Here is a 22,556-nt window from a genome sequence, read left to right as displayed (position 1 = left end):
CTCCATCAGTGCCGGGAACACGGTACAGCGGGATTTCTTGCTGGATCATGGCTGCGTGAAGGGACAGGGCTATCTCTTCAGCCGTCCGTTGCCGACCGAGGAGGTGGAGAAATTGTTGTTGCATTCAAAACCCCTGGATCTGGACGATTCCTGACCTCCATCAAACAGTGGAACAGAGGGCCGAGGGATGCCCGCCGCGGATAGCCTCCAGCACCCGCTCCTCGAAGCGGGCCACCAGCCCCGGTGGACGCCGTCCCTGTTTACCGGAGGCGGGATTGCGCAGTTCCGCCAGAGGACGGCCCGGGGTTCGCCCCATCACCAACACCCGGTCACAGAGATGGGCCACCTCGCGCACGTCGTGGCTGACGAAGATCACTCCCAAGTCCAGGGCCCGCACTCGGGTACGCACCAGCTCCAGCAGATCGGTACGGGTAAAATAATCCAGGCTGGAGAAGGGTTCGTCCATGAGCAGCAAGTCCGGCTGCATGGCCAGGGCCCGGGCAATGCCCACCCGCTGACGCATCCCACCGGAGAGTCGGGCCGGATACTGCTCCTCCGCTCCCTCCAGGCCCACGGCATGAAGTGCCTCCAGGGCCCGCACCCTATCGCGACGCCGCAGCACCAGTTCCACGTTACGCCGCGCCGTCAGCCAGGGCAGCAGGTTCGGGTCCTGAAATACCATCCCCAGACGGCGATCATCCCGCCGGATCACCCCCTCATCCGGGTGTTCGCGCCCGGCCACCAGACGCAGCAGCGTGGACTTGCCGCAGCCGCTGGCACCACAGATCCCCACCACCTCGCCGCGACGCACCACAAGATCCACTCCCTGAACCCCCTGACCACCGGGAAAGATCCGGGTCACCCCCTCCAGCGTTAGCAGGACCGGGGCGTCGGAGGGTCCGTCCTCGCAGGAACAGCGGAATTCGGTCTGCAGGTCACTCATGACGTAAGCGCCTCTCGATGCGGTGCCGCACCGGGTCGATGAGCAGGTATTCCAGGGCCAGCCCCAGCAACACGATCCAGAGGATGGTGGCGTAGACGTCGTCGATGGCTCCGTAGAGATAGCCGCCCCAGAGGGACTGCCCCAGGCCGGCATCGCTGGAAAAGGCCTCGGCCATGATGACACTGCGCCAGGCCACCGACAGAGCGCTGGAAGCGGCTCCTGTGAGGGTGAGGGCCAGGTGGGGGAGAAAAATGTACCACACCCGCGTCCAGCGGGAGAGACGGTAGACATGTGCCATGTCCAGCAGCCCCTGGTCCACCTGGGAGATGCCATGAGCGGTGGCCATGTAGACCAGCGGCAGGGCCATGCTCACCCCCACCAGCACAGGGGGGCCAGACCCGATCCCCAGCCAGAGCACCGCCAGCACCAGCCAGGCGATGTGGGGCGCGGCCTCCACCACCACCACCACCGGATGCAGGGCCCGCCCCAGGGCGGGCCAGCGCCCGACACCGAGCCCAAGCAACACCCCGCCCAGCAGGGAGAGGAAGAAGGCCAGCAGCACATTGAGCAGAGTGACCGCACTGTCAACCCACAGCGCCCCGTCACCCAGTAGGGTAACGAGGCGATCGGCCACGGCCCAGGGAGTGGGCAGGATGGCAGCGGGCAATTGCAGGCTAGCCAGGCTCCAGAGGAGCAGCAGCCCCGCCAGTCCCGCTACCGGAGGCGCCAGACGCCTCCAGGAAAAAGAAAGGCTCATCGGTTGAACAATGCCTCTGGCGCCCGGATCCCGAAGACTGAATCCAGATAGCCTTCCATGGACTCGCGTTGCTCAAGGGGAGACCGGAGGTCCCACCGCACTCGCTCCCCGGCCAGCATGTCCTGCAGGGCCACCGCTTCCACGGGCATATTGAAAAACTCCCTGAACCCCCGGGCAGCAATGCGGGCCGCCTCGGCGTGATGCGCCGGATCTTCCAGCCACTGCGTGACCTGCTCCAGGGCTTGCACCAGGGCCTGCCGATCCTCGGGGGGCACATCGTCATGGACCTGCCACAAGGCCCCCAGGGGGATCTCCCCTCCCAGGGCCTTGGCTGGGTCCAGCCCCACACGCCAGCGCTGCTCCCAGTCTTGTTCCTCCTGCAGATGCAGCATCAGGCTTACCAGCGGCTCCGGCGCGGCCACCGCCGCCGGGGCTCGGTCGTGGGTGCGCATCTGCGCCATCAGGGCCATGCCGCCGCCACTGCTGCCGAAACGGGCCTCGACCCCCTGCCGCACCAGTGCCTGTTCAGTGACGATATGCGGTGGTGTGGACAGCCCCGGGGCCACCAGCACACGCTGCCCATCCAGCCCCGCCAGGTCATCCGTTTGCTCAGGCACCAGCAGATAAATGCCCTGCCATACCCAGGGACCCACCAGTTGCAGATCCTGCAGTCCGCCCTGCAGGAAGCGCACGCCCCCCACGAGATTGAAGAAGGCGAAATCCATGCGACGCCCCACCATCATGGCACGCATGGCCGAAGGGTCTCCCGCCGGGTTGGCCACCAGTTCCAGTGCGTGCTCCGGCAGGAAGCGCTCCCTGTACTCGGCCAGGACGAAGACTGGCAAGGCGTTGGGATCGGGCGGCATGGCCAACCGGATGGGATCCTTCGCCAGGGCCGGCGTGATTCCAACCAACAGCAATAGTGCCATTCCCATCCATCGTAGGGCACGCATGATCAGCACTCCATCATTTGCTTATATTCGGATGAGAATGATAACGCTTTTCAAAGCGACGTCAAACCGTGACCGGCAAAAGCTCCCCTTCTGTCTCGTGCTGGCAAGCGCTAGGATGGTAGCGACTGACAGCCATTTTCCCATGGCAGGACATATCCCCCCTTGAACACCTGGATGATCCTCACCGCCGGTGCTGCATGCCTTCTCTGTATCGGGATCGGCCTGATCGGTGCCAAGCTGCGCTCAGACCTTGAAGAGCACACACGCGGCGACACGCCCCTGAGCGACGATGAACGCCACCAGTCTCCCCTGTGGAGCCTGCGGCGATTTCGCGAAGACCGACTGGAGCGCCTGGTACACCGCATGCCACAGGTGGAGGTGGCGCTGCTGGCGCTGACCTTCATCCTCTGGTGGGCCGCCTCTGGCCCCATTATCGCGTTCGTTGTGACCTTCATGGTCATCATCGTTCGACCCACACTGGCCAACTGGCTGGGCCTGCATCATTCAGGTCAGGGAGAGCTCTAGAGGAGACAGCCCCATCTATCGTGAACCCGAAGAGGCTTGCACCAGCGGATTGATGCAGGATGAACGCATGGAGACCATTGTCCGGCACATCCTGAGCAGTGGCGCCCGTCGGGTGCTGGACCTGGGGTGTGGTGAGGGCGAACTGCTGCTGAGGCTGGCTGGACAGGAGCCGCTTGAGCTGCTCATGGGCCTAGACATCGATGCGGCATGCGTGGACACGGCCCGCCAGGCCCTGGAGGGCCGTACCGCCCAGATCGGGCCTTACGTGGAGGTGCGTCAGGGCTCCTTTACCGAACCGGATACCTCATTGCAGGGCTTTGACATTGCCACCCTCATTGAGACCATCGAGCATATCGACCCCCGCCACTTGTCCCGGCTGGAAGACGCGGTGTTTCGGTCCATGCGACCCGGCAAGGTGCTGGTGACCACGCCCAATCAGGAGTACAACGCGCTCTACGGGCTCGCTCCCGGCGAGATGCGTCACCCTGGACATTTTTTTGAATGGACACGGGCGCGCTTTCGCAAATGGGGCTGGGGCGTGGCCTCCCGGCATGGGTATCGAGTGCGTTTTCTGGATCTGGGGCCCCTGGATCCGGCCCATGGGGGATCCACTCAGATGGCACGGTTCACCCTGGAAGGGGGGCGTATTTGAATCCACCCTCACTGACCATTTTGCGGGGCATCATTTGTCTATCAGCGTTTTCTTATTTATAGTGCTAGGCCAGAACCGGGCCCGGGATCATTGCGACAGGGCCCTCATCCCAATAGGAGTCCCGCACCATGGAATCCAGTTCGAGCCAAACCCCTAAAACCCCCGGCCCCAGCCACTGGCTGATGCACGTGCCCATCCCCCTGTTCGCCATGGTCATGGGTATTACGGGCCTGGGGCTGGCCTGGCGCAAGGCTCATCATGTCCTCGGTCTGCCGGCGGTGATTGGTGAGACGCTGCTGATCCTCGGCGCAACCCTCTTCGTGGGGATCACCCTGCTCTACCTCACCAAGGCCATGCGACACTTTGATGAAGTACAGGCGGAGTTCAGGCATCCCATCCGCGTGAACTTCTTCCCCACCTTCAGCATCTCTTTGCTGCTACTGGGCATCGCGGCGCTGGAGCACTGGCCGGAGTTGTCGTTGGTGCTCTGGGCGGTAGGCACCACGCTGCATTTCATGGGTACGGTCTACCTCATGGGCCGCTGGATACAGCACTCCCATGAGATCAACATGATCAACCCGGCCTGGTTCATCCCCGTGGTGGGCAACCTGCTGGTACCGGTGGGCGGCGTACCCCTGGGATTCGTGGAGACCTCCTGGTTTTTCTTCTCCATCGGCATTATCTTTTGGGTGATCATGTTCACGATCGTTTTCTATCGCATCGTCTTCCACAATCCGCTGCCCGCGAAATTCCTGCCCACCCTGTTCATCCTCATCGCCCCACCCGCTGTGGGCATGATCGGTTATATGGGTCTGATGGGGCATGAGGTGGACATGCTGGCAAGAATGCTGGTCTATGTGGGGCTGTTCATCACAGTGCTCAACGTCAGCCTGGCGTCGCAGTTCCTGAAAGTGCCCTTCTTCGTTTCCTGGTGGGCCTATACCTTCCCCCTGGCAGCCATGTCCATTGCCACCCTCGAATATCTGGATGTGATGAAGGGCATTGGCCTCACCCTGGTCGCCGGGGCGGTCCTCACCCTCACCACCTTTGTGATCCTGGCGGTGCTGGTACGCACCACAGCGGCGCTGCTGACCGGGAAACTCTTTGTGCCTGATTAACCCCCGAGTCGTATTGAAAGACATAGCCCCTCTCCCCCTTGGGGAGAGGGGTTGGGGTGAGGGGATCAGTGCCGAATCAGATGGTCGAAGGCTCCCAGTGCCGCCCGGGCGCCCTCGCCCACCGCGATCACAATCTGCTTGTAGGGCACCGTGGTCACGTCACCCGCCGCAAACACCCCGGGGATCGATGTCATACCGTGGGCATCGGTGACGATCTCCCCGCGACCGCTGAGTTCCAGGCCGGACTCACGCAGCCACTCGGTGTTCGGCACCAGGCCGATCTGCACGAAGATGCCTTCCAGATCAATACGCTTGATCTCATCGGTATCCCGATCCTTGTAGGTCAGGCCATTCACCTTGTTGCCATCCCCGTTCACCTCGGTGCTCTGGGCATGGGTGATGATGTCCACATTGGGCAGACTGCGCAGCTTCTTCTGCAGCACTGCATCGGCCCTCAGTTCCGTCATGAACTCCACCAGGGTGACATGGGACACCACGCCGGCCAGATCGATGGCCGCCTCCACACCGGAGTTGCCGCCGCCGATCACGGCCACGCGCTTGCCCTTGTACAGGGGCCCGTCACAGTGGGGGCAATAGGCCACACCCTTGTTACGATACTCCTGCTCGCCGGGCACGTTCATCTCCCGCCAGCGGGCACCGGTGGCCAGCACCACGGTCTTGCTCTTCAGGCGTGCACCGGACTCGAACTCCACCTCGTGCAGGCCATTCTCGCCCTGGGCAGGCACCAGCCTCACGGCCCGCTGCAGGTTCATGATGTCCACATCGTATTCCTTCACATGCTCTTCCAGGGCCGCAGCCAGCTTGGGGCCCTCGGTGTGCGGCACGGAGATGAAATTCTCGATGGACATGGTATCCAGCACCTGTCCTCCGAAACGCTCCGCCGCCACACCGGTACGGATGCCCTTGCGAGCCGCATAGATGGCTGAAGAAGCCCCAGCAGGCCCGCCGCCCACCACCAGCACGTCGAAGGCGGACATGGCATTGAGCTTCTCCGCATCGCGGGCGGATGAGTTGGTGTCCACCTTGGCCAGGATCTGCTCCAGGCTCATGCGGCCCTGATCAAAGGGCTGGCCATTGAGGTAGACACTGGGCACGGACATGATCTCGCGCGCTTCCACCTCACCCTGGAACAGCGCGCCGTCAATGGCCACGTGATGGATGTTGGGATTGAGCAGGGCCATCACGTTCAGGGACTGCACCACATCCGGGCAGTTCTGGCAGGACAGGGAGTAGTAGGTCTCGAAGCGCAGCTCACCTTCCAGGGCACGGATCTGCTCCATCATCTCTTCGCTGGCCTTGGGTGGATGCCCCCCAACCTGCAACAGGGCCAGCACCAGGGAGGTGAACTCATGGCCCATGGGGATGCCGGCGAAGACGATGCCGGTATCTTCCCCCGGTCGATTGATGGCAAAGGAGGGCGCGCGGCTGTCCTGGCCATCAGTGCGCAGGGTGATCTTGTCGGTGAGACTGGTGACGTCCTCCAGCAACCCCTTCAGTTCCCATGACTTGTCGCCATCATTCAGTGTGGCAACGATCTCCAGGGGTTGGCTCACCTTTTCCAGGTAGGTTTTCAGTTGTGTCTTGAGATTCGCGTCCAGCATGCCGGTGATACCTCAGTGATGGTGTCCAAACAAAAGCGCCCGGGCGAGTGATCACCCGGGCGCCGGATCCTGCAATCTGCAGTGGGGGCGTGATTTAGATCTTGCCCACCAGATCCAGGGACGGAGCCAGGGTCTGCTCACCTTCCTTCCACTTGGCCGGGCACACTTCGTTGGGGTGCGCGGCCACGTACTGGGCGGCCTTGATCTTGCGCAGCAGTTCTTCGGCGTTGCGGCCGATGTTGCCGGCGTTGATCTCCATGATCTGGATGCGACCTTCGGGGTCGATCACGAAGGTGCCACGTTCGGCCAGACCGGCGTCTTCGATCAGCACCTCAAAGTTGCGGGAGATCGCCAGGGTGGGATCAGCCAGCATGGGGAACTGCAGCTTGTTGATGGTCTCGGAGCTGTCGTGCCAGGCCTTGTGGGTGAAGTGTGTGTCGGTGGACACACCGTAGATCTCGACGCCCAGCTTCTTGAATTCTTCATAGTTGTCAGCCAGATCACCCAGCTCGGTGGGGCACACGAAGGTGAAGTCGGCGGGGTAGAAGAAGAAGACCGACCACTGACCCTTAAGGCTTTCCTCGTTCACCTGAACGAACTCGCCATTGTGGTAGGCGGTGGCGTTGAACGGCTTGACTTCGGTGTTGATCAGGGACATGGATTGTCGCTCCTTGGTGAGTAGGGGTTGCACTGTGAGTTCGATTTAGACGCATTCTAATATCGCAGTGCAGCGAAGTGCAATCGGATGTCTTGATCTGCTTGATAGTTTTTTGCTATCGACGGCGTGCATGCACTCCCCTCATCCCCGGTCCTTCTCCCCGAAGGGGAGAAGGGGGCAGGCCCCAATCCTCACTTGAGTTGGTCTTTGATCCCTTTCGGCCAGGAGAATGAACGATTCCCCCCCTTGCCCTTGGCCTGCCCCCCAAGCGACCGACCCTTCTCCGTCAGTTCCAGTTCTCCCTCGGCAGTCCGGGCCAGATAACCCTGCCCCTCCATCATTTCCAGAAATTGCGGTGTCTTCATCTTCAGCGAGGCTGCAATCCGGGAGGATGGCAGATGCTCATCTGCAGCAGGGGCCTTGGCAACAGGGGCCTTGGTAACAGGCGCTTCTTCATCGGCCTTATCTGCCGGTCCGGCGTCGGGCTTGATGCCCTGATCAGTGGTTTTGGCATCCTGAGCCTTCAAGGATTCATCAAGCGACACATCCTTCGCAGGGCTCGCGGCCTTTGCCTTGGCAGCCTTCTTTCTGGGCGTGGCGGCCTTGGCGCCCTTCGTGGCCTTGGCCTCGGCGGTCTTGGCGTCCTTTGTCCCGGCGCCCTTGCCCGTTTTGGAGCGGCTGCTGCGCCCCTTGCCCTTCCTGGCGGGTGCCGGCGCCTCCTCGGCGGGTGGCGCTTGGGTGGCTCCACCTTCAGGATGCGGATCCTCCGCAGGACGGGCCGGTTCCGGCTCGATCCCGGCGACCCCCTCAGCCTCGACGCCCGGAGCCCCGGGCTCCTCATCCCTCGCGGCCATCTCATCCAGGCTGCGCGGCAAATCATCCAGCGGCATGAACTCATCCAGGGCATCGGGCAGGCCGTGGCGCTTGAGGATGCGACTTTGCTCCATCCCGGATTCCGACAGGTCCAGCTCCAGCCCCAGGCGTTCGGAGTAGTTGGCTGGCTCGAACTCATGCAGATCCGCAATCAGTTTGGCCGCCTTTTCCATGGTGGCCTTGTTCACCCGGTTCAGCCCCGTCTGGATCACATTGAGAGGGCCATACGTCAGGGTGAACTTCAGCTTCGTCTTCTCATAGTGACGGATGAAGTCGGTGATCTTCATCACCCGGTCTTCCCAGCGGGTGGGGTTCTCGATGATCACCTCGTCCTCGTCGGCCAGCACCACGCACACCTCCACCGGGTGCGCCAGGCGCATGCCCAGGCGCTTGGGCCAACGCTCACGGTCCAGGATCCGCTCCAACTGGGTGGCCTTGTGGAAAAGCTCCTGAAAGGCGGCGCGCACCCCCACCCACTCATGACTTTCCGGGGACCGGATGAACACCTCGCCCAGTCGGTTCACCCGCACCGACTCGGCCCCCATGAATCCCGAGTCCACCAGGGTGATCTGCAGGCTGCGGTTGATGAGCAGATGATCGATCTCCACGACCTCGTCCCCCAGCGGCAGACGCAGGTCGTGCAGGACCACCACATCCTCCAGGGGCTCCGCCAGGTGCAGGTTCACCGTTTCGGCAAACATGCGCTGGGAGTCCATCAGACAGAGTCGCAGGATCAGCGGGTCGATCTCCCCCGCATGTTCCGGGTAGGCCTCCTTCAACTGCTCCAGTTCGAACAGATGAGGGGATCGATCATCCGGTTGCTTCATCAACATGCAAGACTCCTTAACCCACGTCGCAGTGTCCGAAACCCCACAAAGGGTCGGATTTAACACAGGACATTAAAATATTTCCCAAACCCAATCAATCACTTATCCATAACATTTTCGGCACGCCTCTTGCAGCAAGGGCCCGCACGACACACAAACCAACCAAGACTCGAGGAGAGCAAGCCGTGGCAAGAGCCAAACTGACCTTCAAAGACATCAATCTCACCGTGAACGCCCCGGTGGGCGCCCGCGTGATCGACATCTCCGAAAAGGTGGGCACGGGCATCATCTATGGTTGCCGAGAGGGCGACTGCGGTACCTGCATGATGCAGGTGGAGGAAGGCTGGAACAATCTGACCGAGCCATCGGTGGTTGAGCATAAGGCCCTCAAGGAGAATAGCGCGGGCCGCCATCAGCGCCTGGCCTGCCAGGCCCAGATCCTCGGCGACGTCACCGTCCGTCCCGCCTGATCCTGCCCTATTCCGGAGAGCCCCATCATGCCCAACATCACCTTTTCGCATCCTGACTACAAGGATAAGACCGTTTACGCCGTAGCCGGAAGCCACACTGAAACCATTCTCAAGATCGCCCGCGAGAACAGGCTGCCCATCCAGTTCGACTGCCAGGACGGCGAATGCGGCACCTGCCTGGTGCGCGTCACCCACCTGGGCAAGACCAAGCCCAAGGGCGGCCCCCTCACCGTGAAGGAGCAAACCGTCCTTCAGGAACTGGGCAAGCTCACCGCCGACGAGATCGAACAGATGTCGGTGGATGATTTCCCCCCCGCCTGGCGCCTGGCCTGCCAGATGATCGTGCGGGATGAGGACCTGCTGGTGGAGTATGGAGTGAATTAATCCCGAAGCCTGGCAACTCAAGCCAGAAGTGCCTGTGCATGCGAAGGGGCGAGCCATGAGCTCGCCCCTTCGCGCTCCCAATACATAAACTAACGCTTATCCAAACAATCACAACAATTGATTATTAATTATACCCGCACTTATTGTAGTCTTTCTCACGTCGAAGCAGACTTTGTCTCACACCCCACATCGGCGCCGCCGGCACGGGTGGCGACAGAACTTAAAAATCCAAAGGAGTCGACGATGGCCGTAAAGACCTACAGTGCTGGTGTAAAAGACTACCGCCAGACGTACTGGACCCCGGAGTATACCCCCCGCGACACCGACATCCTGGCGGTGTTCAAGGTCACCCCGCAGCCGGGCGTGGACCGCGAAGAGGCCGCTGCCGCGGTGGCCGCCGAGTCCTCCACCGGCACCTGGACCACGGTGTGGACCGACCTGCTCACCGACCTGGACTACTACAAGGGCCGCGCCTACAAGATCGAGGACGTCCCCGGTGACGATGAGTGCTTCTATGCCTTCATCGCCTACCCCATCGACCTGTTTGAGGAAGGCTCGGTGGTCAACGTGTTCACCTCTCTGGTGGGCAACGTGTTCGGCTTCAAGGCCGTGCGTACCTTGCGTCTGGAAGACGTGCGCTTCCCCATCGCCTACGTGAAGACCTGCGGGGGGCCTCCGCACGGCATCCAGGTGGAACGCGATGTCATGAACAAGTACGGACGCCCCCTGCTGGGTTGCACCATCAAGCCCAAGCTGGGCCTGTCTGCCAAGAACTACGGTCGTGCCGTGTATGAGTGCCTGCGTGGCGGCCTGGACTTCACCAAGGATGATGAAAACGTGAACTCCCAGCCGTTCATGCGCTGGCGCCAGCGTTTCGACTTCGTCATGGAAGCCATCGACAAGGCGGAGCAGGAAACCGGCGAGCGCAAGGGCCACTATCTGAACGTGACCGCCCCCACACCCGAAGAGATGTACAAGCGCGCCGAATACGCCAAGGAACTGGGCGCCCCCATCATCATGCACGACTACATCACCGGCGGCTTCTGCGCCAACACCGGGCTGGCCAACTGGTGCCGCGAGAACGGCATGCTGCTGCACATCCACCGCGCCATGCACGCGGTCATGGACCGTCACCCGCGCCACGGCATCCACTTCCGGGTGCTGGCCAAGATCCTGCGTCTGTCCGGTGGTGACCATCTGCACACCGGCACCGTGGTGGGCAAGCTGGAAGGTGACCGGGCTGCTACCCTGGGCTGGATCGACCTGCTGCGTGACGGCTATGTGAAGGAAGACCGCTCCCGCGGCATCTTCTTCGATCAGGACTGGGGCTCCATGCCCGGCGTCTTCGCCGTGGCCTCCGGCGGCATCCATGTGTGGCACATGCCGGCTTTGGTCTCCATCTTTGGTGATGACTCCGTGCTGCAGTTTGGTGGTGGCACCCTGGGCCATCCCTGGGGCAATGCCGCTGGCGCCACTGCCAACCGTGTGGCTCTGGAGGCCTGTGTGCAGGCCCGCAACGAAGGCCGCGAGATCGAGAAGGAAGGCAAGGAGATCCTCACCGCCGCCGCCCAGCACAGCCCCGAACTCAAGGTGGCCATGGAAACCTGGAAGGAGATCAAGTTCGAGTTCGATACGGTGGACAAGCTGGACGTACAGCACCGCTGATCGAACCTGTTCATTGACCCTTGCGCGGGCGGCCAGGCGCCGCCCCGCCACCTGATCGAAAGAGGATGACACCATGTCTGATATCCAGAGCTTCAAGCAGTCGCTGAAATACGAGACCTTCTCCTACCTGCCGCAGATGACCGACGAGCAGATCCGCCAGCAGATCCAGTATCTGGTGGACCAGGGCTGGAACCCGGCCGTTGAGCACAGCGAGCCCGAGAATGCCTTCGGTTCCTACTGGTACATGTGGAAGCTGCCCATGTTCGGTGAGCAGTCGGTGGACACCATCCTGGCGGAAGTAGAGGCCTGCAAGCAGGAGAATCCGGGTCACCTGGTACGGTTGATCGGCTACGACAACTACGCCCAGTGCCAGGGGACTTCCATGCTGGTGCACAAGGGCTGAGCCCCGGGCACCCAACCCTGCCCTCACCCCAACCCCTCTCCCGCCAGCGGGAGAGGGGCTCGGTAAGGCCCCATGACACAGGACTCCCTTCTCCCCCTCGGGGAGAAGGGCCGGGGATGAGGGGAAGCGGCGGGTACCGCGGCCATCGACTGTCCTCACCCCGCCCCTGTCTCGCTTGCGGGAGAGGGGCTTACCAGGAGACACCCATGCACGAACAAGTTCGCGATTACAAGGTCACCCAAGAACCCTACTACCGCGCCGTGGGTGACGAAGTGGACCTCTACGAGGCCGCCTACGCCGTGCGCATGCCGATGATGCTCAAGGGCCCCACCGGCTGCGGCAAGACCCGGTTTGTGGAGTACATGGCCTGGAAGCTGGGCAAGCCCCTGATCACCGTGGCCTGTAACGAGGACATGACCGCCTCGGACCTGGTGGGACGCTACCTGCTGGATGCCAATGGCACCCGCTGGCAGGATGGCCCCCTCACCCTGGCCGCGCGCCATGGCGCCATCTGCTACCTGGACGAAGTCGTGGAAGCCCGGCAGGACACCGTGGTGGTCATCCACCCCCTGACCGACAACCGGCGCGTCCTGCCCCTGGAGAAGAAGGGGGAACTGGTCGAGGCCCATGAGGATTTCCAGCTGGTGATCTCGTACAACCCGGGTTACCAGAGTCTGATGAAGGATTTGAAGCAATCCACCAAACAACGTTTCGGCGCCCTGGATTTCGGTTATCCGGAGGCCGATGTAGAGAAGGAGATCGTCTCTCACGAGACGGGTGTCTCCCAGGACGTGGCCGGCAAACTGGTGGGCGTGGCCGAGCGGGCTCGCAACCTGAAGGGTCACGGTCTGGATGAAGGGATCTCCACCCGCATGCTGGTCCACGCCGGCTCCCTGATCGCCCGGGAAGTGGATCCCCTGGCCGCCTGTCGCATGGCCCTGGTGCGTCCCCTCACCGACGACCCGGACATGCGCGATGCACTGGATGCGGCGGTGACTACATTTTTCTGAGTGTCCGTGGAAGCAGTATCAGCTCCCTTTAGAACTCAGCTTCCCTGTGGAGCCTGGTATCCCCTGTGGGAGCTGGCCTGCCAGCGATGCGCTGCGGCAGCAGCGCCTGGAGTAGGTGCCCGCCGCCTTCGCGGGCGAGGCCCGCTCCTACAATGAATGATCATCAGGTCCATCAGAGGGGACTGCCATGAGCATCGATCTGGAAGATTATCGGGATCTGCTGGATGACCTGGGAGGTCATGCCGAAGAGGTCATGGGTGCGGCCTGGCAGGACGCAGTGCGTACCTTCAGCCCCGCGGGCCTGAAGAATTACTACCTGGACGGGGCCGTGGCCCTGAAGAACCTGGGTCGGGGTAGCGAGCCGGTGATCGACTTCATCCAGGAGGCCCCCAGTGTCGCTCGGGAACTGGGGGAGGAAGCCGTACGCTATCTGCTCGAAGCCGCCGCGCGGCTATCCTCCAAGACCAGCGGCGCCGTGGTCAGCCTGGTGATCTCCACCAGCCCCATCGCCGCCCGGCGTCTGGGTGATCCCGACCTGTTCCTGCGCTATCTGGGCCTGCTGGACAACCTGGTGGCCCAGGCCCCCCGGGGCATCCGCCCCATGCTTGAACACCTGGATGTGCTCCTCACCCACCTCACCCTGGGCGGACTGCGCCGCTGGGCCCTGTGGGGTGCCAAGGTCCATGGGCGCGACTTCAAGGCCCAGGTGGCCTACTTCGCCCTGGAGACCCCCGAATCCCAGTCCGTATTCCAAAAGGAGCGTCGCGGCACCCTGTTCGTGGACGTGCATCGGCGCATCAACATGTATCTGCGGGCCCTGTGGGCCCGGGATTTCTTCCTGCGCCCCACCAGTGGTGATTTCGAGTCCAAGGAAGGGGTACGACCCTATATCGAAGGCTATACCGTCCACGTCCCCGATGCCTATGATGATGAGCATGGCCTCAGTGGTCTGCAGATCTACCGTGCCACGGCAGCCCATGCGGCCGCCCATGTGGTGTACAGCCGCGCCCGCATGCCCGCCGACAATCCCGGCGGCATCGCAGGGATGCTGGTGGGGCTGATCGAGGATGCCCGGGTGGAGGCCCTGGCCCTGAAGGCCTTCCCGGGACTGCGCCAGATCTGGGCCCCCCTGCATGTGAGCCGCCCCGAGGACGGCGATGCGGTCACCCCCATGCTGGGCCGCACGGCCCGCGCCCTGCTGGACCCGGACTACCAGGACAACCATCCCTTCATTGCCCATGCCCGCCAGGCCTTTGCTACCCTGGGTGACGATCTGGAGCGCCATGGCCTGGCCTGGGAGCTGGCCTTCGAACTGGCGCCTGAGTTCCCCCATGCCGATGACTTTCACTCGGTACATGACCACATCCCCGTTCTCTATCGGGATGACAACCGCTATATCTGGAACCTGGGCTCCGACGAGGACTTCGACACCATCCGACTGGATCAACCCAGACAGGAACGCATCCATGTCTCACTGATGCAGATGATCAACGAACTGGATGTCCCCGGCGCCGGTGACGATGCCCAGCAGATCATGATCCTGGACACCGAGTTCTTCCGGGACTCGGAGGATGTGAGTCTCAATGAACAGGAGGGCAAGCCGCCCGTCTCCCTCCCCTATCATTACCAGGAATGGGACTACCAGATGCAGCTGGAGCGCCCCCACTGGTGCACGCTGCTGGAACGCCGCCCGGTGATGGGGGATCCACAAGTGATCGACGCGGTGACCGACAAGCACAAGCCGCTGATCAGTCGCCTGAAATATCTCATCGAGGCCCTGCAGCCCCAGGGCATGCAGCGCCACCGCCGCCAGCCCGAGGGGGACGATCTGGACCTCAACGCCCTGGTGGAGTCCATGGTGGACCTGCGCATGGGGCGCCAGCCCGACCCGCGGGTGCATATCCGCCACGAGCGCAAGGTGCGGGATCTATCGGTCCTGGTGCTGATCGACCTGTCCGAGTCCACCAATGATCAGGTGCGGGGCACCGACAGCAGCATCCTGGAGCTGGCCCGGGAGGCCACCGCCCTGCTGGCCGGTGCCATGGATCGCATCGGTGATCCCTTCGCCATCCACGGCTTTGATTCCGATGGCCGGCATGATGTGGAGTATTTCCGCTTCAAGGACTTCGAGGATGCCTACGACGACCGGGTGAAGGGCCGCCTGGCGGGCATGAAGGGGCAGTTATCCACCCGCATGGGCACGGCCATCCGCCACGCGGGGGAGGTGCTGCGGCGTCAGCCCACGCGCAAGAAGCTCATGCTGATCATCACCGATGGGGAGCCTTCGGATACGGATGTGCGGGACCCGCAGTACCTGCGTCAGGATGCGCGTCATGCGTTGGAAGAGGTGGCCAAGCACGGCGTGGATGCCTTCTGCATGAGCCTGGACCCTCATGCGGATGATTATGTGGAGCGGATATTCGGGGCCAAGCGGTATATGGTGGTGGATCATGTGGCGCGGCTGCCGGAGACGTTGCCGACCTTGTATGCGGGGTTGACGCGCTAGAGGGGGCGCTGTCCCCTCACGACCGACTCTCCCGATTCCTGCGCCGCAGATCCAGCAGCTTCTCCCGGATGCGGATCTCCAGGCCGCGTTCCACCGGCTCGTAATAGCGCGGCTCCCCCATCCCCTCGGGAAAATAACAGGCGCCCGCCGCGAACCCATCCACCTCATCGTGGGCGTAGCGATACCCCTTGCCGTAGTCCAGCTGCTTCATCAGCCGCGTGGGGGCATTGCGCAGGTGCAGGGGGACCTCCTGGGTGCCGCGCTTGCGGGCATCCTCCAGGGCCGTGTTGTAGGCCACATACACCGCATTGCTCTTGGCCGCACAGGCCAGATAGATCACCGCCTGGGCCAGGGTGAGTTCCCCCTCCGGACTGCCCAGACGATCAAAGGTGTCCCAGGCCTGCAGGGCCAGGGTGAGCGCCCGCGGATCGGCATTGCCGATATCCTCACTGGCCATGCGCACGATGCGCCGAGCCAGATAACCGGGATCACAGCCCCCGTCGATCATGCGGCAGAACCAGTACAGGGCCGCATCCGGATCGCTGCCGCGCACGGATTTGTGCAGGGCGGAGATCTGGTCGTAGAACAGCTCACCGCCCTTGTCAAAACGACGCAGGCCCTGGCTGGTGACCTCCTCCAGGATGGTCTGATCGATCACGGCCCCCTGCCCCTCATCCCGGGCCAGGTCGGCGGCGATCTCCAATAGATTCAGGGCACGACGGGCATCGCCATCGGCCACCTGCGCCAGCAGGTCCCGCAGCTCCGGCGCCATCTGCAGACCACGCTCTCCCAGACCCCGCTGGGGATCCGCCAGGGCCCGGTCGATGATCGCGCGAAGATCCATGGGCGCCAAGTTCTTGAGCACGTAGGTGCGCACCCGGGAGAGCAGTGCGTTATTGAGCTCAAAGGAGGGATTTTCCGTGGTGGCCCCGATGAAGGCGAGGGTGCCGTCTTCCACGTGGGGCAAAAAGGCGTCCTGCTGGGACTTGTTGAAGCGATGCACCTCGTCCACAAACAACAGGGTGGGCCGGTGCTCCTGCTGCTGGGTCTCCCGCGCCTGCTCCACGGCGGCGCGGATGTCCTTCACGCCACAAAGCACGGCAGACAGGGTGATGAAGCGGGCCCCGCAGTAGTGGGCGATCAGTCTGGCCAGGGTGGTCTTGCCGGTGCCCGGGGGCCCCCAGAAGACCATGGAGTGCAGGTGATCCTCTTCAATGGCGCGGCGCAGGGGCTTGCCGGGAGCAAGCAGGTGCTGCTGGCCGGCATATTCATCCAGATGAGTCGGCCTCATCCGGTCAGCCAGCGGGCGGGCGGGGTTGATGAAATCGGATACGGCCATGGCGTCAGAGGATGAGTCAGGCGCCCTGGGCGCCTTTAAACGTGAAACAAGCAAGGTTCAGCGACATATACTCCCTTCTCCCCCTCGGGGGAGAAGGGCTGGGGATGAGGGGGGTACGGCAGGCAACGTGCCAACTCTCGCCCCTCACCCCAACCCCTCTCCCCGCAGGGGAGAGGGGCTTGGATCGTATCTTTCATCATCAGGGGTGGCTCACCGCCTTGATGCATGAGAGTTAGTTGTGCATCACGTCCACACCCGGCGGGGGCTCGAAACGAAACCGGGAGGCGGGGATGTCGGGGTTGATGTCCATGTCGCCAAAGCGGATGCGGGTCTGCTGGCCGAACTGGTCATACAGCACCATCATGCGCACCTGCCCCTCGTCCATGCCGATCAGCAACCGTTCGAAATCCGAACCCGCTTCCCGTGGGGTCAAAGCCAGCCAGCTCATGCCCTCAATCTCGCCCTGCTCTTCCACATGAAAATCCTCTTCCAGGGGACGGGGCTGGGAGAGCAACATCACCGGAGTACGGCCCAGCACGGCGTCCATCTCCTGCACCGTGGCCTGGGCCAGGTCTTCATCGTAGGTCCAGAGGAACTGGCCATCGGCAATGATCTGCTGGGTATAGGGCTTTTCGTAGTTCCAGCGGAACTGATTGGGGCGCTTGAGATACACCCGCCCCTCGGTGGCCTGCATGACCTCGTCCTGCTCGGTGAGCACCACCTGCTCGAAATCGGCCTGGAAGCTCTCCATCTCCTGGAAGAAGTGGTCGAGCCGATCCCGGGCAGTGTCGGCCTGAACGGGGGCGATCACCAGCCCCAGCAGGGCCATGAGGATCCATAATCTGCGCATGTTGCACTACTCCTGTGGCGCGGGCGCCAGCACTTCCCGATTACCGTTGGACTGCAGGGGACTGACCACGCCGGCGTTTTCCATATCCTCGATCATGCGGGCGGCGCGGTTGTAGCCAATCTTCAGGCGCCGCTGCACGTAGGAGATGGACGCCTTGCGCGACTCCAGCACGATGGCCACGGCCTGATCGTACAAGGGGTCGGACTCCTCGCCACTGTCCACCGGCTCCAATCCAGGTACGACCGCCGATCCCGATTCGGGTTCCTCCAACACCGCATCCACGTATTCCGGCTCACCCTGGGCCTTGAGGAAGTTGACCACCTCGTGCACCTCGTGGTCCGCCACGAAGGCCCCATGCAGACGCACTGGATGGCCACTGCCTGGCGGCAGGTAGAGCATGTCCCCGTGCCCCAGGAGCTGTTCCGCCCCCATCTGGTCCAGGATGGTCCGCGAATCCACCCGAGAGGAGACCTGGAAGGCCACCCGCGTGGGGATATTGGCCTTGATCAGGCCGGTGATCACATCCACCGAGGGGCGCTGGGTGGCCAGGATCAGGTGAATGCCGGCGGCCCGGGCCTTCTGGGCCAGGCGTGCGATCAACTCCTCCACCTTCTTGCCCACCACCATCATCATGTCGGCAAACTCGTCCACGACGATCACGATGAAGGGCAGCGGCTGCAGTTCCGGGGCCGGCTCATCCGGGTCCAGGGCCGCCTGGGGGTTGTAGAAGGGATCGCGGATCGGTTCCCCTTTGGCCGTGGCGTCCTTGAGCTTGCGATTGTAGCCGGCGATGTTGCGCACCCCCATGTGAGACATGAGCTTGTAGCGGCGCTCCATCTCCGCCACCCCCCAGCGCAGGGCATTGGAGGCCTCCTTCATATCGGTGACCACGGGAGCCAGCAGATGCGGAATGCCCTCGTAGATGGACAGCTCCAGCATCTTCGGGTCGATGAGGATCAGGCGCACCTCCTCCGGGCGGGCCTTGAACAGCAAGGAGAGCAGCATGGCGTTGATGGCCACGGACTTGCCCGAACCGGTGGTACCCGCCACCAGCAGGTGCGGCATCTTGGCCAGGTCGGCCACCACGGGGGAGCCGCCGATATCCTTGCCCAGGGCCAGGGTGAGCGCCGATCCGGCGCCATCGAAGACCGGCGCGCGGATGATCTCCGAGAGGCTGACCAGTTCCCGCTTCTGGTTGGGGATCTCCAGGCCCACGGTGGACTTGCCGGGGATCACCTCGACGATGCGCACACTGATCACCGACAGGGCCCGGGCCAGGTCCTTGGACAGGCCGGAGATGCGGCTCACCTTGACGCCGGCCGCGGGTTGAAGCTCGAAGCGGGTGATCACCGGGCCGGGGTGGACCTCGACAACCTCCACTTGCACACCAAAGTCCTGGAGTTTTTCCTCCACCAGCCGGGACAGTGTCTGCAGGTATTCCTCGCTGAAGCCCCCCTCCTGGGCCTTGGGCTCATCCAGCAGTTTCAGCGGTGGCGCGGCATTGGGGTCGACGGTGTCGTTACCGAACAGCGACAACTGCATCCTGGGTTTTTTGGGCTTGGGAACGGCAGGCTCGGGCTCCGGCACCATGGGCTCCAGCACCGGCTCGATCCTTGGCTTGTCGTTCTTGCGGACCTTGCTGGAGGGCTTCTCGACCGTTTGTTTCTCTGCCTGCTGGCGCTGCTTCTCCTCCTTGCGTGCCTTGGCCTGTTGGCGCTTTTCCTCCTTTTTCACCTCGGCCTCGCGGGCCTTCTCGGCACGCCGAAGGGCGCGGCGCTCCAGAGCACCGGCGAATTTCTCCCGCGCGCGGGCCAGTAGCCACAGGGTACCGTGGCCCAGGGTGTCCATCAGTGACAGCCAGGACAACCCCGTGAACAGGGTCACGCCGGTGAGGAACAGGGCTAGCAGGAACAGGGTCACGCCCACCAGATCCAGCATGGGCACCAGGCCCTCGCCAATCACCTCCCCCAAAATGCCGCCCGCATTGAGCGGCAGCGTGCCAGGCAGAAAATGCAGGGTGGCCAGACCACAGCCAGCGGCCAGGGTGATCACGAACCCGAACCAGCGCACCCCCAGGGTGTGCAGGTCCAGCTCGCCGGTGTCCTTGCGGCCCCGGAACACCAGCCAGCCGCTGTAACCCACCATCACCGGCGCCAGATAGGCCAGGTAACCAAACAGATAGAAGAAAACATCCGCGAACCAGGCACCCACGCGCCCCCCCAGGTTGCTCACCTGCATGCCGGTGCCGGTCTGGGACCACCCGGGATCAGCGGGGTGATAGCTCGCCAGGGCGATGAATAGGTACGCGGCCGCCGCGGTGAGCACCAGCAGCGCCCCCTCCCTCAGCCCCCGGCGCACATGGGCGCTCATGGGGCGTCGGGGCGCCGGCTGCTTGCCGCTTACGGTCTTGTCCGCCTTTTTCTTTTGCCGTGCCTGAGCCAATTTGGAGTCTGGGTTGAAGGCTAGCCGCCTAGTGTACCGTAGGAGCCCCGGCGGGCGCACATCGGTCACCACGTCAGGACTTCTTTACGCTTGACGATGCATTGAGTAGATTGGCCGCATGATCAAAGAGACAGAACAACGAAACGATGAGTGATACTAAACACTGCCGCCTGCTGATCCTGGGCTCTGGCCCGGCCGGCTACACCGCCGCGGTTTACGCGGCCCGCGCCAACCTGAACCCGGTGCTGGTCACCGGCCTGGAGCAGGGAGGCCAACTGACCACCACCACCGATGTGGACAACTGGCCTGGAGAGGCGGATGGGGTGCAAGGACCGGAGCTGATGGCTCGCATGAAGCGCCATGCGGAGCGCTTCGAGACGGAGGTGCTCTTCGATCATATTCATACCGCAGAACTGGGTCAGCGGCCCTTCCGGCTCACCGGCGATGCCGGCAGCTACACCTGCGATGCCCTGATCATCGCCACCGGGGCCTCGGCCATGTACCTGGGCCTGCCCTCGGAGGAGGTCTTCAAGGGCCGCGGGGTATCCGCCTGCGCCACCTGTGACGGGTTTTTCTACCGGGGTCAGAGGGTTTCGGTGATCGGTGGCGGCAATACCGCCGTGGAAGAGGCCCTGTATCTGGCCAACATCGCCGACCATGTCACCCTGGTGCACCGTCGCGACAAGCTGCGAGCAGAGAAGATCCTGCAGGACAAGCTCTTCGAGAAGGAACGCGAGGGCAAGGTCACCATCGCCTGGGACCATGTGCTGGACGAAGTGCTGGGGGATCAGACCGGCGTCACCGGGATGCGCATCCGTCACGTGAATTCCGGGCAGACGCAGGATGTGGATCTGCAGGGTGTGTTCATCGCCATCGGCCACAAGCCCAATACGGATCTGTTCGAGGGCCAGCTGGAGATGAAAAACGGCTACATCCGCGTGCAGAGCGGCCTGAACGGCAACGCCACGGCCACCAGCATCCCTGGGGTGTTTGCAGCAGGCGATGTGATGGATCACGTCTACCGGCAGGCGGTCACCTCGGCGGGGTCCGGCTGCATGGCGGCGCTGGATGCGGAGCGGTTTCTGGACGAGGTTTAAAAGACGCCCTCACCCCAACCCCTCTCCCGCAAGCGGGAGAGGGGCTCGTGGTCCCGCATCCGCCGGAAGGGCGGGGTTTTTCTCCCTTCTCCCCGGCGGGGAGAAGGGTTGGGGATGAGGGCGCCCATGCTAGGTTGCACCCAGGAACACCGGCCGCCCCGCCCGGTCCTAATCAGGGTGCCCACATCAAGGCTCCGCCATGGCTGATGCCCCCCACGCTGCGCTGGAACTTCGCATCATCGATGCCCTTGACCCTACTATCCAGCCGGAGGAATGGGATCATCTGGGCGGCCATGACCACCCCTTCCTCAGCCATGCCTTTCTGTCTGCCCTGGAGCGGCACGACTGTCTGGGCTCGAAGTTCGGCTGGTATCCCCGCCACATGATCCTGCGGGAGCCGGATGGCACCCTGGTGGCCGCCCTGCCCCTTTATGCCAAGACCAACAACTACGGCGAGTTCGTCTTTGACTGGGCCTGGGAGCAGGCCTGGCAGCGCTCGGGGCTGGATTATTACCCCAAGCTGGTTTCGGCCATCCCCTATACCCCGGCCACCGGCCCGCGCCTGCTGGTCCACCCGGATCGCGATGCCGGGCCGCTGCGCGAGACCCTGATTCAGCAGGCCATCGAATTCACCGGCCGCCAGGGACTCTCCACAACCCATTTCCTGTTCACCGACAGCGAGGACACCCGGGCCTTCAAGGAGATGGGCCTATGCCTGCGCATGGGCTGCCAGTATCACTGGCGCAACGATGGTTACCGGGATTTCGATGATTTCATCGACGGTTTCAGCTCCAAGAAGCGCAAGAACGTGAAACGTGAACGCCGCCGCGTACAGGAGCAGGGGCTGGATGTGCGCATCCTGCATGGCCATGAGGTGGAGGATGATTTGTGGGCGGTGTTCCACCGTTTCTACCTGGCCACCTTCGAGCGCAAGTTCGGCATCCCCACCCTCACCCTGGACTTCTTTCGGGAGACTGCCCGGACGCTGGGTCGCCAGGTGATCATGGTGCTGGCGGAGGAAGACGGGCAGCCGGTGGCAGCGGCCCTGTGCTATCGGGGCAAGGACACCCTCTACGGCCGTTACTGGGGGTGCGAGCAGGATCATGATGGCCTGCATTTCGAGGCCTGCTATTACCAGGGCATCGATTACTGCATCCGTCACGGCCTGGATCGTTTCGAGCCCGGCGCCCAGGGGGAGCACAAGATCAGCCGGGGGTTTCTCCCCACCCGTACCTGGTCTGCCCACTGGGTGGACAACGCCGGCCTGCGCGGCCCGGTGATGGAGTTCTGTCGTCGCGAGGAGGCGGCGATGCGGGAGCAGTGCGAGAAGCTGATGAGTCTGTCGCCGTTCCGGCAGATCTGATGCCCCTCTCCCCTGCGGGGAGAGGGGTTGGGGTGAGGGGCTAGGACCGGCATAGTGCCCGCCTCCCGGGGCGCGGGGCGCCCCCCCCCCCCCCGCCCC

Annotated in this window: 20 protein-coding genes; 11 read left to right on the top strand and 9 right to left on the bottom strand. The window is 63.2% G+C overall.

Annotated elements, in window-relative coordinates:
* Positions 1-160: 160 nt before the first annotated feature.
* Genes LPW29_RS12410 through LPW29_RS12400 form a run of 3 tightly spaced genes read right to left on the bottom strand, consistent with a single transcriptional unit; the run spans position 161 to position 2,653 of the window.
* Positions 161-943 carry an ABC transporter ATP-binding protein gene (locus LPW29_RS12410; RefSeq protein WP_090253529.1) on the bottom strand — a complete coding sequence of 261 codons (783 nt, stop codon included), beginning with the start codon at positions 941-943 and terminating at the stop codon, positions 161-163.
* Positions 936-1,700 carry an ABC transporter permease gene (locus LPW29_RS12405; protein ID WP_238628276.1) on the bottom strand — a complete coding sequence of 255 codons (765 nt, stop codon included), beginning with the start codon at positions 1,698-1,700 and terminating at the stop codon, positions 936-938. The genes LPW29_RS12410 and LPW29_RS12405 overlap by 8 nt, the downstream gene beginning before the upstream one ends.
* Positions 1,697-2,653, bottom strand: a complete 957-nt coding sequence (locus LPW29_RS12400; RefSeq protein ID WP_238628275.1) for a hypothetical protein — start codon at positions 2,651-2,653, stop codon at positions 1,697-1,699. Before LPW29_RS12400 ends, LPW29_RS12405 begins: the two co-directional genes overlap by 4 nt.
* A gap of 162 nt (positions 2,654-2,815) precedes the next feature.
* Here LPW29_RS12400 and LPW29_RS12395 point away from each other — a divergent pair, with 162 nt between their 5' ends.
* From LPW29_RS12395 to LPW29_RS12385, 3 genes are all read left to right on the top strand, one after another.
* Entirely contained in the window at positions 2,816-3,178 is a 363-nt protein-coding gene (locus tag LPW29_RS12395) for a hypothetical protein (protein WP_238628274.1), read from the top strand.
* 67 nt (positions 3,179-3,245) lie between these two features.
* Positions 3,246-3,830, top strand: coding sequence for a methyltransferase domain-containing protein (locus LPW29_RS12390; protein ID WP_238628273.1), 585 nt, complete (start codon positions 3,246-3,248; stop codon positions 3,828-3,830).
* Between the two features lie 128 nt (positions 3,831-3,958).
* The gene (locus LPW29_RS12385; protein WP_238628272.1) at positions 3,959-4,948 is read left to right on the top strand and encodes an SLAC1 anion channel family protein; all 990 of its coding nucleotides are present in this window, start codon (positions 3,959-3,961) and stop codon (positions 4,946-4,948) included.
* Positions 4,949-5,013: 65 nt separating this feature from the next.
* Here LPW29_RS12385 and ahpF read toward each other — a convergent pair whose 3' ends face one another.
* The 3 genes from ahpF to LPW29_RS12370 form a co-directional block, all read right to left on the bottom strand.
* Entirely contained in the window at positions 5,014-6,570 is a 1,557-nt protein-coding gene (ahpF, locus tag LPW29_RS12380; RefSeq protein WP_238628271.1) for an alkyl hydroperoxide reductase subunit F, read from the bottom strand.
* 94 nt (positions 6,571-6,664) lie between these two features.
* Positions 6,665-7,228, bottom strand: a complete 564-nt coding sequence (gene ahpC / locus LPW29_RS12375; RefSeq protein ID WP_238628270.1) for an alkyl hydroperoxide reductase subunit C — start codon at positions 7,226-7,228, stop codon at positions 6,665-6,667.
* Positions 7,229-7,419: 191 nt separating this feature from the next.
* Positions 7,420-8,934: a nuclease-related domain-containing protein gene (locus LPW29_RS12370; RefSeq protein ID WP_238628269.1), complete on the bottom strand. Its 1,515-nt coding sequence runs from the start codon at positions 8,932-8,934 to the stop codon at positions 7,420-7,422.
* Positions 8,935-9,113: 179 nt separating this feature from the next.
* Here LPW29_RS12370 and LPW29_RS12365 point away from each other — a divergent pair, with 179 nt between their 5' ends.
* The 6 genes from LPW29_RS12365 to LPW29_RS12340 all read left to right on the top strand — a co-directional run bounded on the left by LPW29_RS12365 (position 9,114) and on the right by LPW29_RS12340 (position 15,366).
* Positions 9,114-9,398 carry a 2Fe-2S iron-sulfur cluster-binding protein gene (locus LPW29_RS12365; protein ID WP_090253547.1) on the top strand — a complete coding sequence of 95 codons (285 nt, stop codon included), beginning with the start codon at positions 9,114-9,116 and terminating at the stop codon, positions 9,396-9,398.
* 27 nt (positions 9,399-9,425) lie between these two features.
* Complete coding sequence (locus tag LPW29_RS12360) at positions 9,426-9,782, top strand: 2Fe-2S iron-sulfur cluster-binding protein (RefSeq protein WP_090253549.1); 357 nt, start codon at positions 9,426-9,428, stop codon at positions 9,780-9,782.
* 243 nt (positions 9,783-10,025) lie between these two features.
* Positions 10,026-11,447: a form I ribulose bisphosphate carboxylase large subunit gene (locus tag LPW29_RS12355; protein WP_238628268.1), complete on the top strand. Its 1,422-nt coding sequence runs from the start codon at positions 10,026-10,028 to the stop codon at positions 11,445-11,447.
* A gap of 73 nt (positions 11,448-11,520) precedes the next feature.
* A complete protein-coding gene (locus LPW29_RS12350; RefSeq protein WP_090253553.1) occupies positions 11,521-11,850 on the top strand; it encodes a ribulose bisphosphate carboxylase small subunit in 330 nt (109 codons plus the stop codon).
* Positions 11,851-12,056: 206 nt separating this feature from the next.
* Positions 12,057-12,860, top strand: a complete 804-nt coding sequence (locus tag LPW29_RS12345) for a CbbQ/NirQ/NorQ/GpvN family protein (protein WP_238628267.1) — start codon at positions 12,057-12,059, stop codon at positions 12,858-12,860.
* Positions 12,861-13,047: 187 nt separating this feature from the next.
* Positions 13,048-15,366, top strand: a complete 2,319-nt coding sequence (locus LPW29_RS12340) for a nitric oxide reductase activation protein NorD (protein ID WP_238628266.1) — start codon at positions 13,048-13,050, stop codon at positions 15,364-15,366.
* Between the two features lie 16 nt (positions 15,367-15,382).
* Here the strand turns inward: LPW29_RS12340 and LPW29_RS12335 are convergent, their stop codons facing one another.
* The 3 genes from LPW29_RS12335 to LPW29_RS12325 all read right to left on the bottom strand — a co-directional run bounded on the left by LPW29_RS12335 (position 15,383) and on the right by LPW29_RS12325 (position 19,997).
* Positions 15,383-16,705, bottom strand: coding sequence for a replication-associated recombination protein A (locus LPW29_RS12335; RefSeq protein ID WP_238628265.1), 1,323 nt, complete (start codon positions 16,703-16,705; stop codon positions 15,383-15,385).
* 232 nt (positions 16,706-16,937) lie between these two features.
* Positions 16,938-17,555, bottom strand: coding sequence for an outer membrane lipoprotein chaperone LolA (gene lolA / locus LPW29_RS12330; RefSeq protein ID WP_238628264.1), 618 nt, complete (start codon positions 17,553-17,555; stop codon positions 16,938-16,940).
* 6 nt (positions 17,556-17,561) lie between these two features.
* Positions 17,562-19,997 (bottom strand): DNA translocase FtsK, encoded by a 2,436-nt coding sequence (locus LPW29_RS12325; RefSeq protein ID WP_370642839.1) that lies wholly within the window; start codon positions 19,995-19,997, stop codon positions 17,562-17,564.
* Positions 19,998-20,143: 146 nt separating this feature from the next.
* Here LPW29_RS12325 and trxB point away from each other — a divergent pair, with 146 nt between their 5' ends.
* Both trxB and LPW29_RS12315 read left to right on the top strand, forming a co-directional pair.
* Positions 20,144-21,094 carry a thioredoxin-disulfide reductase gene (gene trxB, locus LPW29_RS12320; protein ID WP_238628263.1) on the top strand — a complete coding sequence of 317 codons (951 nt, stop codon included), beginning with the start codon at positions 20,144-20,146 and terminating at the stop codon, positions 21,092-21,094.
* Between the two features lie 199 nt (positions 21,095-21,293).
* Complete coding sequence (locus tag LPW29_RS12315) at positions 21,294-22,457, top strand: GNAT family N-acetyltransferase (protein ID WP_238628262.1); 1,164 nt, start codon at positions 21,294-21,296, stop codon at positions 22,455-22,457.
* Positions 22,458-22,556: the final 99 nt, after the last annotated feature.

The organism is Ectothiorhodospira sp. 9100 (assembly GCF_022227565.1).
Lineage (GTDB): Bacteria > Pseudomonadota > Gammaproteobacteria > Ectothiorhodospirales > Ectothiorhodospiraceae > Ectothiorhodospira > Ectothiorhodospira marina.
Note: the sequence above shows the minus strand (reverse complement) of the source record. Positions and strands in the feature narration are given on the sequence as shown.